The organism is Streptomyces sp. DvalAA-43 (assembly GCF_900091725.1).
GTDB classification, from domain to species: domain Bacteria; phylum Actinomycetota; class Actinomycetes; order Streptomycetales; family Streptomycetaceae; genus Streptomyces; species Streptomyces pulveraceus.
Window position 1 is genome coordinate 334910 of sequence record NZ_FMBW01000071.1, and the last position, 12691, is coordinate 347600.

12 protein-coding genes and 1 pseudogene are annotated in these 12691 nt (G+C 71.9%); 8 read left to right on the top strand and 5 right to left on the bottom strand.

Annotation, left to right across the window (positions count from 1 at the left end; translation table 11 throughout):
* Positions 1–29: 29 nt before the first annotated feature.
* Together GA0115234_RS29775 and GA0115234_RS29780 are read right to left on the bottom strand one after the other, a co-directional pair.
* Entirely contained in the window at positions 30–1535 is a 1506-nt protein-coding gene (locus tag GA0115234_RS29775) for a DEAD/DEAH box helicase (RefSeq protein ID WP_093547861.1), read from the bottom strand.
* Positions 1536–1762: 227 nt separating this feature from the next.
* Entirely contained in the window at positions 1763–1966 is a 204-nt protein-coding gene (locus tag GA0115234_RS29780; protein ID WP_093547863.1) for a cold-shock protein, read from the bottom strand.
* Positions 1967–2785: 819 nt separating this feature from the next.
* On the opposite strand from GA0115234_RS29780, the gene GA0115234_RS29785 reads away from it, so the two are divergent.
* The 5 genes and pseudogenes from GA0115234_RS29785 (at position 2786) to GA0115234_RS29805 (ending at position 6836) form a co-directional block, all read left to right on the top strand.
* Positions 2786–3244, top strand: a complete 459-nt coding sequence (locus GA0115234_RS29785) for a hypothetical protein (RefSeq protein WP_093547865.1) — start codon at positions 2786–2788, stop codon at positions 3242–3244.
* A 6-nt stretch (positions 3245–3250) separates the two neighbouring features.
* Positions 3251–3865 carry a toxin gene (locus tag GA0115234_RS29790; protein ID WP_093547867.1) on the top strand — a complete coding sequence of 205 codons (615 nt, stop codon included), beginning with the start codon at positions 3251–3253 and terminating at the stop codon, positions 3863–3865.
* A 45-nt stretch (positions 3866–3910) separates the two neighbouring features.
* Positions 3911–5212: pseudogene (locus tag GA0115234_RS29795) on the top strand (MAB_1171c family putative transporter); the annotation flags it as partial.
* A gap of 89 nt (positions 5213–5301) precedes the next feature.
* Positions 5302–5925 (top strand): hypothetical protein, encoded by a 624-nt coding sequence (locus GA0115234_RS29800; RefSeq protein WP_093547869.1) that lies wholly within the window; start codon positions 5302–5304, stop codon positions 5923–5925.
* Positions 5926–5987: 62 nt separating this feature from the next.
* A complete protein-coding gene (locus tag GA0115234_RS29805) occupies positions 5988–6836 on the top strand; it encodes a GNAT family N-acetyltransferase (protein WP_093547871.1) in 849 nt (282 codons plus the stop codon).
* 16 nt (positions 6837–6852) lie between these two features.
* Here GA0115234_RS29805 and GA0115234_RS29810 read toward each other — a convergent pair whose 3' ends face one another.
* From GA0115234_RS29810 to GA0115234_RS29820, 3 genes are all read right to left on the bottom strand, one after another.
* Positions 6853–8568: a SpoIIE family protein phosphatase gene (locus GA0115234_RS29810; protein WP_256088853.1), complete on the bottom strand. Its 1716-nt coding sequence runs from the start codon at positions 8566–8568 to the stop codon at positions 6853–6855.
* Positions 8569–8717: 149 nt separating this feature from the next.
* Positions 8718–8990: a DUF1876 domain-containing protein gene (locus GA0115234_RS29815; protein WP_093548320.1), complete on the bottom strand. Its 273-nt coding sequence runs from the start codon at positions 8988–8990 to the stop codon at positions 8718–8720.
* A 67-nt stretch (positions 8991–9057) separates the two neighbouring features.
* Positions 9058–9798 carry an alpha/beta hydrolase gene (locus tag GA0115234_RS29820; protein WP_093547873.1) on the bottom strand — a complete coding sequence of 247 codons (741 nt, stop codon included), beginning with the start codon at positions 9796–9798 and terminating at the stop codon, positions 9058–9060.
* A 116-nt stretch (positions 9799–9914) separates the two neighbouring features.
* Here GA0115234_RS29820 and GA0115234_RS29825 point away from each other — a divergent pair, with 116 nt between their 5' ends.
* The 3 genes from GA0115234_RS29825 to GA0115234_RS29835 all read left to right on the top strand — a co-directional run bounded on the left by GA0115234_RS29825 (position 9915) and on the right by GA0115234_RS29835 (position 12689).
* Entirely contained in the window at positions 9915–10400 is a 486-nt protein-coding gene (locus GA0115234_RS29825; protein WP_093547875.1) for a peroxiredoxin, read from the top strand.
* A gap of 106 nt (positions 10401–10506) precedes the next feature.
* On the top strand, positions 10507–11016 hold the full coding sequence (locus tag GA0115234_RS29830; protein ID WP_093547877.1) for a hypothetical protein: 510 nt from the start codon (positions 10507–10509) through the stop codon (positions 11014–11016).
* Positions 11017–11222: 206 nt separating this feature from the next.
* Positions 11223–12689: a flotillin family protein gene (locus GA0115234_RS29835; RefSeq protein WP_093547879.1), complete on the top strand. Its 1467-nt coding sequence runs from the start codon at positions 11223–11225 to the stop codon at positions 12687–12689.
* Positions 12690–12691: the final 2 nt, after the last annotated feature.

The window sequence follows — 12691 nt, forward strand, 5'->3', positions numbered from 1 at the left end:
GGCAGCCCGGACCGGCCGCCCGGCCCCCGCTACCCGCCCCGGTTGGTGCGGCGCTGCTTCGCGGCGGCGCGGGCCTCCGCGCTGGGCAGGTCGGAGCGGCGGGAGCGGCTCGCCTTCGCGGGGCGGGTGCCCATGCCCCGGAAGGCCAGGCCGCTGCTCCCGGCCCGTTCCGTCGCCGGTGCGGCGCCCCCGACCGGGATCCCCGAGGGCTTGCGGGCGCCGGTGATCCGGCTCAGCTCGGCCTCGCCGGAGCGGACCTGGGCGATCTTCGGGGTGATCCCGGCGTCGGCCATCAGCCGGGTCATCTCCCGGCGCTGTCCCGGCAGCACCAGCGTGACGACGCTGCCGGACTCACCGGCACGGGCGGTGCGCCCGCCCCGGTGCAGGTAGTCCTTGTGATCGCTCGGCGGATCGACGTTGACGACCAGGTCCAGATTGTCGATGTGGATGCCGCGCGCCGCGACGTTCGTGGCGACCAGCACCGTGATCTGCCCGGTCTTGAACCGGTCCAGGGTGCGGGTGCGCTGCGGCTGGGACTTGCCGCCGTGCAGCGCGGCGGCCCGCACCCCGCTGCTGAGCAGGTGGCCGGTGAGCTTGTCGACGGCGTGCTTGGTGTCCAGGAACATGATCACCCGGCCCTCGCGGGCCGCGATCTCCGTCGTGGTGGCGTACTTGTCCGCGCCCTGCACATAGAGGACGTGGTGTTCCATCGTCGTCACCGCACCGGCCGCCGGGTCGACCGAGTGGACCACCGGATCGTGCAGGTACTGGCGGACCAGCAGGTCCACATTGCGGTCCAGGGTCGCCGAGAACAGCATCCGCTGGCCCTGCGGCCGCACCAGGTCGAGGAGTTCGGTGACCTGGGGCATGAACCCCATGTCGGCCATCTGGTCGGCCTCGTCGAGGACGGTGATGGCGACCCGGTCCAGACGGCAGTCGCGGCGCTCGACGAGGTCCTTGAGCCGGCCCGGGGTGGCGACGACGACCTCGGCGCCGCCGCGCAGCGCGGAGGCCTGGCGGCCGATCGACATGCCGCCGACGACGGTGGCCATGCGCAGCTTGAGCGCGCGGGCGTACGGGGTGAGCGCGTCGGTGACCTGCTGGGCCAGCTCCCGGGTGGGGACCAGGACCAGGGCCAGCGGGCGGCGGGCGTCCGCCCGGTTGCCCGCGGTACGGGCCAGCATGGCCAGGCCGAAGGCGAGCGTCTTTCCGGAGCCGGTACGGCCGCGGCCCAGGACGTCGCGGCCCGCGAGGGCGTTCGGCAGGGTGGCCGCCTGGATCGGGAACGGGGTGGTGAGGCCCTCGGCGGTGAGCGCCGCCAGCAGCGGGCCGGGCAACTCCATCTCCGCGAAGGCCGACACGGCGGGCAGCGCCGGGGTGATGGTCTTCGGCAGCGCGAACTCGCCCTGCACGGCGGCGGGCCTGCGGCCCGAGCCACCGGAACGCCGGGCGGGCACTCCGGGACGGCCCCCGGAGCCACGGGAAAACCGGTCGTTCGAACGTGCTGTGCGATCGCGGTTACGGTCGCGGTCCATACGGAACCCTTCCTCGACAGGGGCGCGTATCGAGGAATTCGCTGCGGCGGCGGGCGGCACAGGAATCGCAAGAACGGGCCGTTGGCAGGCCTGGGCGAAGCCCGGCTGCGAAAAATTCGGGACGGCTCGGGCGGACCGGCGGACAACAGCGAACCGGGGCCCGCACCCGGAGGTGCGAGTCCCGGTCGTGCAAGTCGTCTCAGCGCGTCGGCGCCGGAGCTGCGGAATCAGGCAGGGGTGATGTTCTCCGCCTGCGGGCCCTTCTGGCCCTGCGTGACATCAAAATTCACCCGCTGGCCCTCCTGGAGCTCGCGGAAGCCGGTGGCAGCGATGTTCGAGTAGTGGGCGAAGACATCGGGGCCGCCGCCGTCCTGCTCGATGAAACCGAAGCCCTTTTCCGCGTTGAACCACTTGACGGTGCCAGTAGCCATCTTTTATCTCCTTCACCGGGGCAGTTCCCGGGGATTCGCACGGTGCGGATCCCGCGTCGCCGCGATGATTACCCCATCCGGAAAAGAACCGGAAAACACAGAGGCGCAACCCTCGGCACATGGGTCCGAGGGAGGCACTTGAAGTCTTCGGGAACCACAACTGCAACTTCTTCCAGAATAGCACGGCGGAGGCAAGCGGGCGCGGCAAGTAAATTCACTGCGCCGGACGCGAATGGATGCGGACGAAATGCAAATGGATACGCATGGACATAAATGGATACGGAATGAATTCCCGTCGGCCCTGCATTGAATTCGACACCGGCAGCGCATGGAATTCCGTTCGGCCGGCGAGGAACATCCACCCGCCCCGGGCTCCGCGCACCCGTGGCCCCGCCCGTGCGCACCCGCCCCGGCCTGCCGTCATCGCGGCCCGTGGGCCCGCTCCCACGCCCGCCTTCTTCCGGCAGACAGTTGATGACGGCCTGACCAGCAGTCATAATGCAGGTGTGTAGCCCTTCACGCATCCCCCGTCGTGAAGGGCTACACCTATGCCCGCACACCATGTGCGTACGTCATGCACCTTTTGTCCGCGTCGAATTCGCGCGGAACCAGTCGATTTCACGAGCAGGGGACTCCCCTCGTGGTCCCCTGCCCGTGTTTTTTCGAGTTAACAGTGACGTAGCGTGTTTGCGCAAGCCCGTTCCCGTACCGCCTACCGCTCCGAGGACGCCACGTCAGGGTTCGTTACAGTACGAGCCCGTTGACCGAATCGACGACCGTGGACGCCGATCGGACGGGTGCGGATACGTGGGGGGCCGGATGGACAGCGTCGAGGAACGCACGCCGGAGCTGCGGACGTTGCAGCAGAAGGTCGAGTACATGGTGGAGAAGACCTTCCCTGGCCAGAAGATCTCGGGGCGCGTCTTCGCCGATCTGGTCAAGGAACGCGGCGGATCGCTCTCCCACAGCTACTTCTCCAACATCCTGGCCGGAAAGGTCACTCAGCCCTCCGAGGACATTCTCAAGGCGCTCGGTCTCGGCTTCGGCGTGGACTGGCGGTTCTTCAAGGAGGAGTCCGAGGTCGTCGACGACGTCGTCGCCGGTCTCCAGTTCCTCGCGATGCGGCGTACCGGGGAGATCAGCGGCGTGGCCGGGCGCGGCCTCGACGAGGACGGCCTCCCGCCGGAGCTGCTCCAGTTCGCGCTCTCCCTGCTGGAGGACGCCAGGGACCGGCAGGGCACGGCCGACAGCGGTGCCCCCGGCGAGCCGGAGAAGTAGCCCTCCATGTCCCTGCGCGAACTACGCAAGGAATGCGAGGCCGGGCTCGCCGACCTGCCCATCCCCGCGCCCTTCTCCATAGCCGCACTGGTGGCGAACATGGAAGCGGCCCGCGGCCGCACCATCGTGCTGCACGAGATGCCCGACCGGCTGGCCCGCGTCAACGCCGCCTGCGGGCTGCGCCTGAAGACCGGTGGGACCAGCTTCGTGCTCTACCGCCGCCGGCCGACCGCGTACCAGACCCAGCACGTCATCCTGCACGAGCTGTGCCACGAGTGGTTCGACCACGGCACCTCGCTCGACCCGGAGCAACTGCGGCGGCTGCTGCCGGTCTTCGACACCTCGCTGATCACCCGGGTCCTCGGCACCGAACCCCCGCCGCCGCCCACGCCCCCGCCGCCCGTCGTCGCCGAGATCGCCGACGCGCTCCGGTCCGGGGACGGCACCGTGCAGGCCCGCGCCCAGTACGACACCCACGACGAGCGCATGGCCGAGTTCGGCGCCTCGCTCATTCCCCGCATGGCCATGGACGTGTCGAGCGACGACATGGTGGGGCGGCTGGCCAACTCCCTCTCCCGCCCGGTCGCCAACCGCCGTCGCGGCCTGTTCCGCCGCACCTGACACCACACGCCCCCCGTCCCCGTCCCCCACCCCAAGGACTCCGCCGTGACCCCGCTCGACCTCGCCGGCTACCTCATAGCCGTCCTGATGACGGCCGTCGCCCTGTGGCGCATGCCGGCCGCCCTGTGGGGCGACGAAGACGACAAGCGCCGCCGGGCCCTCTGGGGCTGCTACGCGGGCTTCGCCGCCGCCCTGTGGACCAAGACCCGGGCCGTGCGCATCGGCCTCAACGACAGCGCCGTCACCGACCTCGCCGTACTGATCAAGCACTACACCGCGACGATCGCGATCCTGGCGATCCTCAGCTACATCGTGGCGATCTACGGCCAGTACCCCGACGCCGGGACCGTCCCGCGCCATGTGCGGTTCGCCCGTGCCATCCAGCAGGTGGCGGCCAAGGCGTCGATCGCCACGCTGGTCCTGCTGACGGTGCTGTTCTTCACCGTCGTCGACCGCTCCGTCCCCTCGGACCGGTTCGTCGCCGACCACGCGGGGCAGTGGGGGGCCACGCTGTACATGAGCGTCTTCTACCTCTACCTGGGCGCCGCGTCCGCCGTCTGCGCGTACCAGTGGGCGCTGGCCACCGCCGGGGCCGGGATGCGCCATCTGCGGGTGGGCCTCGGGATGATGACGTTCGCCATGTTCATCGGGGTCGGCTACACCGTCAGCCGGACCCTGTTCCTGTGGGCCAGTGTCATCGACACCCCGAGCGAGTCCTTCGCGCTCCGCTTCGACGAGGTCACCGAGGCCGCGCAGGTGGTGCTGTTCGCCTTCTTCGCCGTGGGCGCCTCCATCCCCGCCCTCAGCAAGGGGCAGCGGCGCGCGAAGCTGTGGCGGGCGCAGGTCAAACTGCACGGCCTCTGGCGCGAGTTGATGACCGCGTTCCCCGAGCAGCCCTTCGACCCGCCGGCCTCGCTGGTCCGCGAGCTCACCCGCTTCGACACCCCCGCGGACCTGCGCATCGACCGCTGGGCCGCCGATATCGCGGACGCGGTGGAGAAGCTGCGCCACTACGTGCCCGACACCCTGCTCCCCGCCGCGAAGGCCGCCGCGGGCGGCACGGCGGCGGGCGGCACGGCGGCGAGTGACCCCGCGACGGACGGCACCACCACGGACGGCGCCGCGGACGCGGACCGGGCGGGCCCGCTCGCCGAGGCGTACTGGATCAAGGCGGCGCTCACCGCCAAGAACAACGGCGCGCCCGCCTCCACCGCCGCGGCGGTGGAGACCCAGCACGCCACCGACCAGGACGGCGAGGTGGCCTGGCTGGTCCGGGTCGCCACCGCGTACCGGACCGTCCCGCAGGACCGGGCGGCCCAGGTGCTGGCCGACGCCACATCTGCCACGCCCGTCACATCCCCCACGCCCGGCGGCCCGTCCACGGCATCCACGACCACCGGCCCGGCCGCCCGCACCGCCGCCCCCGAGGAGACAGCATGACCTCCACCGACACCCCCGACACCACTGGCACCACCGACGCCCCCGCCTCGCCGGACCATGCCACCGCGCGCACCGTCACCGACGTCTTCCAGCCCCGCAACGTCCTCCTGATCGGCATGCTCGGCATCGGCCTGGCCGCCGCCGGTCACTGGACCGGCCTGCTCTGGGGGTTCCTCGGCGCCCTGTGCGCGGGCCTCATACCCGCCGGGTACATCGAGTGGGAGCGCGGACGCGGCACCTGGGGCGACCGCCATGTCGTCGACCGCACCAAGCGGGCCCCGATCTTCTTCGTCATCCTCGGCTCCATCGGCACCGGCTCGGTGGTGATGGTCCTGGGCAACGCCCCCACCGGCATCCTCGTGGCGATGCTCGCCCTCTGGGCGATGACCGTGATCCTGCTGGCCGTCAACACGGTCTGGAAGATCTCGGTGGACGCCGCGGTCGCCTCGGCCGTCGTCGCCCTGCTCGCCGCGGTCCACTCGCCGTGGTGGCTGCTCGGGTACGTGATGACGGTCGCCGTGTGCTGGTCGCGGGTCGCGCTCGGCTATCACACGGTGATGCAGACGGTCGCCGGGGCGTCGCTGGGGGCCGCGACGGCGGGCGCGTTCCTGCTCGTCTGAATGCACCGCTCTCGTCCGAATTCACCGTTGAAAGGAACTTCGCGACGGGTACTTATGGCCCCGTGCCGAACTTCGAGATCACCACCGCAAGCGCCGACGACCTCACGATGCTCGCCGAATGGGCCCACGAGGAGAGCTGGAACCCGGGGCTGACCGACCGCCACGCCTTCTTCGCCGCCGATCCGCGCGGCTTCCTGATCGGCCGCCTCGACGGCGAGCCGGTCTCCTGCGTCTCCGTCGTCCGCTACGGCTCCGGTTCCGGCTTCCTCGGCTTCTACCTCACCCGGCCGCACCTGCGCGGCCAGGGATACGGCATCCAGCTCTGGCGGGCCGGGATGGCACGGCTGGTGGGACGCAACGTCGGCCTCGACGGAGTGGTGGCCCAGCAGCCCAACTACCGTAGATCCGGCTTCCGTTCCGTGTGGACGAACATGCGGTACGAGGGCCTGCCGTCCGCCGGACCGGCCGCCCCGGCGGGCACCGAGCTCGTCGACGGCCGCAGCATCGCCTTCGACCGGCTCGCCGCCTACGACCGCCGGTTCTTCCCGGCCGACCGCGACAGCTTCCTCGCGCCGTGGATCGCCCATCCCACCCGCACCTCGCTCGCCGCCGTCCGCGACGGGGAGCTGCGCGGTCTGGCCGTGATCCGGCCCTGCCGTGCGGCGTCCCGCATCGGTCCCGTGTACGCGGAATCGGCCGAGGTGGCCGGTGCCCTGATCGGCGCGCTGGCGGCGACCGATCCCGGCGTCCCGGTCGCGATCGACGTGCCCGACGTCAACCCGGCGGCGGTGCGGCTGGCCGAACAGCTGGGCCTCACCCCGTCGTTCGAGACCGCCCGGATGTACACGGGCCCGTCGCCGGACGTCGACCACTCCGGGCTGTTCGGCATCACCAGCCTGGAGCTGGGCTGACACCGCCGGGCCGGGGTCAGGTGGCGTCGTGCGTCCCCACCCCCGGGGTACGGGTGCGGGAGGCCAGCACCGCTATGTCGTCCTCGGCACCCGGACCGAACCGTTCGAGCACGTCGTCCAGCAGGTTCTCCAGGCTGCCGCCGGCCGGCAGGACGAGTTCCTTGAGACGGCCGACCGAGACGTCGATGTCCTCGTCGCGCCGCTCGACCAGCCCGTCGGTGTACAGGAACAGCACCGTGCCCGGGTCGAACTCCAGCAGCGTCGTCCGGTACCCGCCGAACCCGGTGCCCAGCGGCGGCCCCACCGCCATCTCCTCGCACACCCTGGCCCCGGTCCGCGGATCGATCAGCACCGGCGGCAGATGCCCGGCGCTCGCCACCTCGCACGCCCCGCCGTACCGGTCGACGACGGCCAGCAGACAGGTCGCCGCCCGGTCCAGCCCGGACCGTTCGACCATCCGGTCCAGCTGCTCCAGGATGCGGTGCGGCGGCAGCTCGTCGTCGGCGAACATCCGCAGCAGGGAGCGGTAGTGGCTCATGGCGACCGCCGCCTCCACCCCGTGCCCCATCACATCGCCCATCGCCTTCAGATGCCGCCCGTCGCGCAGCGGGATGACGTCGAACCAGTCGCCGCCGACCATCACGCTCCGGTCGGCCGGCAGATAGCGGGTGGCGATCTCGATGTGCGGATGCGGGGGACGGGGCTCGGACAGCAGGGAGCGCTGGAGCTCCAGGGCGATGGTGTGCTCGTGGGCGTACCGGCGGGCGTGGTCGAGATCGACGGCGGCCCGCCCGGCGAGCTCCCGGGCGATCACCACGTCCTCGTCCGTGAAGACCGGTGAGTCGCCCGCCCGGATCAGGCCGAGGATGCCGAGCGCGCCGCTGCGCACGGTGACGGGCACGATGACCGCCGAGTGCATCCCGAGGGCGCGGTAGGCGGTGAGCCGTTCGGGGCCGGGGGCGGAGCGGAGGAGCTGTTCGTCGGAGGTGAGGTTCTCCACCACCGGCTGGTTGGACGCCAGGCAGCGCTGCACGGCCGCGCCCTCCTGGTAGTCGATGTACTCGCCGGTCAGCCCGAAGCCGTGCAGCTCGTCGCCGAGCGCGGGCACGGCCCGCAGCGCCGCCCGGCGCAGCCGCAGCACACCGGGAGGTGCGGGCCGGACCGGTGCGGCGACATCGGGCGGGAACACCTCGACCGTCGCGATGTCCGCCAGCCCCGGCACGACGAGGTCGACGAGTTCGGCACAGGTGGTGTCCATGTCGAGGGTGGTGCCGATCCGGGCGGCCGCGGTGTCGAGCAGGGTCAGATGCCGCCGGGCCTGCTCCAGCGCGCGCTGCTCCTGGTCCGCGGCCATGACCTCCAGCACGATCCCGGCCACGCCCACGACCCGCCCCCCGGACTCCAGCCGGTGGAAGGCGCCGTGCCAGTACCGCCGGACCGTGGCGTCCCGGGCGGTGAAGCCGCTGATGGTGATCGTGCGGGGCTTCCCGTCGGCGAGCACCGCCCGGATCATGTCCTCGCGCGCGTCGAGCCCCGGCAGGACCTCGGAGACCGTGCGCCCGAGGTGTTCGGCGGCCGGGATGCCGTTGATCCGTTCGAGGGCCGGGTTGACGTAGAGATAGCGCAGCCCCGTGTCGAGCACGCCCACCCCGGCCGAGGTGCCGCCGACCAGGGCCGCCAGGGCACGGGGGTCGAACGGCACCGGGCTGCCGGCGTACGCATCGGCCTGCACGTCAACCTCCTGCGGCGGGCGCGGACCACCCGCTGCCCGGCCCTCAATCGTGGGCCGCCCGCCCCCGCCACGCATCCGCAGACCGGCGGCCGGGGCGGCGGGAGTAGCAGGGATGGCGAGGGTGGCCGGGGTGGGCACCGCCCCCCGGGTCAGGTCAGCGGGTGCGAGGTGCGGCCGGACGCGTCGTCGATCTCGTCGTGCGCCTTCGTCAGCATCTTCATCGCCAGCTCATTGAGCGCTCTGGCTCCCGCGATCTCCTCGCCCACTCTCGGCTGATTGTTGTCGGAGGGGTGGCGGCTCGCATATCCATGGGCCCGCACCTCGGTCCCGTCCGAAAGCCGCACCATGGCGGCCGCACGGGTGCGGTGGGTGTCCTCGTCGAATTCCAGCTCGATGTGCCACCCGACGGTTGTCATCACCATGACGATCACCTCCCTCCCAGGGTGCGCCCGTTCCCCCGCCCCTGCACCACGGCACCGCCCCGGTCCGTCACCCCTCCAACAGGTCCAGATCGAGGGTGCCCGCCACCGCCGGGGCGTCCGGCGGGAGGCCGAGGGCGGCCTCGACCGCCCCGGGCAGCGGGCCCAGGCCCAGCAGGCCGGTGACGATCCGGGCCGTCAGCGCGTGCCACGCCCCGGCGCGCCGGAGCATCGCGTGGTCGCTGCCCCGGATCGCGACCAGACAGGAGCGGGCACCGGCGCGCCGGGCACGGGCCGTGAGGCGCTGGGACGCGCGGGGGCTGGTGATCCGGTCACGGGTGCTGTGCAGCAGGACGACGTCACGGCCCGCGAGCTGGTCCACCGGATCGTCCGCCGGGCACCACGCGGCGAGGCCGACCACCCCGCGCACCAGCGGGTGACCGGCGGCGCGCAGGGCGGCGCGGGCGCCCATCGAGTGGCCGACCAGGACCACCGGGATCTCCCCGGCCTCGCGCCCGAGGGCGTCCAGGGCGCGTACGGCGTCGTGCAGCGGGTCCTCTCGGGGGCCGTTCCAGCCACGGTGGGCGTAGCGGACGGCACGTACGAGAACGCCGCCTCCACCGGGTCCCGCGCCCCCGCCGCGGATCGCCCCGGCGATGGACCGGGCGAACGGACGCATCCGCACGGCGGGCAGGTTCAGCGGGCCGGGCAGCGGCGCGCCCAGGCCCGTCTCCGCGCCGCCGTGCAGCAGGAGCACGGCGGCGGACGGGCGGACAGCGGGCGGACGGACGGCGGACGGCGGTGCTGCCATGCGTACCTCCTGGTGCGGGAGCCGGACCCGTACCGAGCATCCGGACCCGTACCGAGCATGCTGTACGGAGACCCGAACGGGAAAACCCGGCAGCACCGGACCACGGAGGAAGCGACATGGGATCGTCACCACAACTCGGCCTGCCCGCACCGGACTTCACACTGCCGGGCGGTCTGCTCACCGGCGAGGACTTCGCGCGCCGCGACTACGGCCTCGCCGCGGCGCGCGGCCGTGCCGTGGTCCTCGCGTTCTACCCGGGCGACAACACGGCCGTGTGCACCAAGCAGCTCTGCTCGTACTCCTCGGGCATGGAGGCCTTCGGCGCACTGGACGCGGAGGTCTGGGGCATCAGTCCACAGGGTGTGGACAGCCATGAGTCGTTCGCCCGCGCGCACGGCCTGCGGATGCCGCTGCTCGCGGACGCCGGACGGGAGACCGCGCGGGCGTACGGTGTCGCGGCGCCGGGGATCGGGGTGCGCCGCGCGATCTTCCTGATCGGCCCCGACGGGGTGCTGCGCTGGAAGCATGTGGCGCTGCTCGGTGCCACGTACCAGTCGCTCGACACACTGACCGAGCAGTTGTCCGGCATCAAGGGCGCGTAAAAGATTGCCGGAACCCGGCAGTACGCGCTGCCGGGCGCGTATGGGATCATCCACCCAGTTCGATGGAAATGTTCGGGGGATTTCGAAGATCGGGGAGGGTGATCACGTGACCTTGTTTCTCGGTCTCGGCATTGCGGGAATTGTTCTGCTCGTACTGTCCCTGATCTTCGACGGAGTCCTGGAAGGCCTCTTCGGGGGCGTGCTGGACGGCCTCTTCGACGGGCTCCTGTCGCTGCCGGTCATCGCGGGATTCCTCTCGATGCTCGGCTTCGGCGGCGCGATCGTGCTCGGCACCACCGGCGCCGGTACGGTCGTCGCGACCGCCGCCGGAGTCGTGGCCGGGCTCGTCGCGGCCTGGCTGACCTGGAAGTTCAGCCGGGCCCTGATGCGGGACCAGACCAGCGTGACACCGCGCGGCGACGATCTGGTCGGCACGTCCGGGTCGGTCGTCACGGCCATCCCGGCCGACGGCTACGGCGAGGTCCTGCTGCAACTCGCGGGCCAGCACGTGAAGCTGGCGGCGAAGAGCGCGGCGCCGGTCGCGCGCGGCACCGAGATCTGGGTGGAGGCCGCGTTGTCGACCACCTCGGTCGCGGTCCGCCCCGTCGAGCACTGAGCCCGACTCGTCGGGCACCGAGCCCGGTCTGACGGGCTCCGGGTCCGACCTGACGGGCTCCGAGCCCGACCTGTTGGACTCCGGGTCCGACGAGTCGGGCGCCGACCACCGCCCGAGCCGATCCACCGTGCCGCACCGAGACACACCGCGGCACACCGCCCGAAACCGAGCTGCCGTCCCCGCAGGGAGGCAGGGGGGACACCCATATGAGCCCAGTCGTGACCGCAGTCGCCGGAGTCGTCGTGCTCCTGGTGCTGCTCGCACTCGTCGTCATCACCCGCTACAAGGTCGCCGGGCCCAGCGAGGCATTCATCATCACCGGCCGCCGCGGCAAGAAGTCGACCGACCCGGTGACCGGCCGCACCAGTATCGACAACAGCGGCCAGAAGGTCGTCGTCGGCGGCGGCGTCTTCGTCGTCCCGTTCGTCCAGCAGAAGTTCACCCTGGACCTCTCCAGCCGGCACATCCCGATCGCGGTGCGCGGCGCCGTCACCCTGCGCGGTGTGAAGTCCAACCTCGAAGGCGTCGCGATCGTCAAGGTCGGCGGCAGCGAGGAAGCGATCCGGGCCGCGGCCCAGCGCTTCCTCCAGCAGCAGGACGGCATCGTCGGCTTCACCCAGGAAGTGCTCTCCGGTGCGCTGCGCGCCATCGTCGGCCGGATGTCGGTCGAGGACATCATCCGCGACCGGGCCGCGTTCGCCGGCCAGGTCGCCGAGGAGGCCGAGGCCAGCCTCTCCGGCCAGGGCCTGATCCTGGACGCCTTCCAGATCCAGGACATCACCACCGAGGGCTCCTACCTGGAGGACCTCGGCCGCCCCGAGGCCGCCCGCGCCAAGCAGGAGGCGGACATCGCCGAGGCGATCGCCAAGCGGGCCTCCGAGCAGGCCCGGCTGAAGGCGGCCGAGGAGATCGCCATCGCCGAGCGGACCTTCTACCTCAAGCAGGCCGAGATCAAGGCCGAGACGGAAGCCGCCGCGGCCAAGGCCAACGCGGCGGGCCCGCTCGCCGAGGCGGCCCGTCAGCAGGAGGTCCTCCAGGAGCAGGAGAAGGTCGCCGAGCGCCAGGCCGCGCTGACCGACCGCGAGCTCGACACCAAGGTCCGCAAGCCCGCCGACGCCGCCCGCTACCAGGCCGAGCAGGAGGCCGAGGCCCGCCGGATCGCCCAGGTCAAGGAGGCCGAGGCGGATGCCGAGCGCTCCCGCCTGACCGGTCAGGGCGAGAAGCTGCACCGCTCGGCGCTCGCCGACGCCGTCCGCATCGAGGGCGAGGCGGAGGCCGCGGCCATCGCGGCGAAGGGTGCGGCCGAGGCCGAGGCCATGCAGAAGAAGGCCGACGCGTTCGCGCAGTACGGCGACGCCGCCGTGCTCCAGATGCTGGTCGAGGTGCTGCCGGAGGTCGTCGCCAAGGCGTCCGAGCCGCTGAGCGCCGTCGACAAGATGACCGTGATCTCGACGGACGGCGCGAGCCAGCTGTCGCGTACGGTCACGGACAACGTCGCCCAGGGCATGGAACTCCTCAGCTCCACCACGGGAGTCGACCTCGCCGCCCTGCTGAAGAACCTCAAGGGCGGCCGGAAGGACACCGCTCCGGCGGGCCTGCCCACCCAGGGCGCGGATGCCTCGGCTGCCCCGGCCGCCCCGGCGCCCGACGGAAAGATCGAGATCACCGACTGATC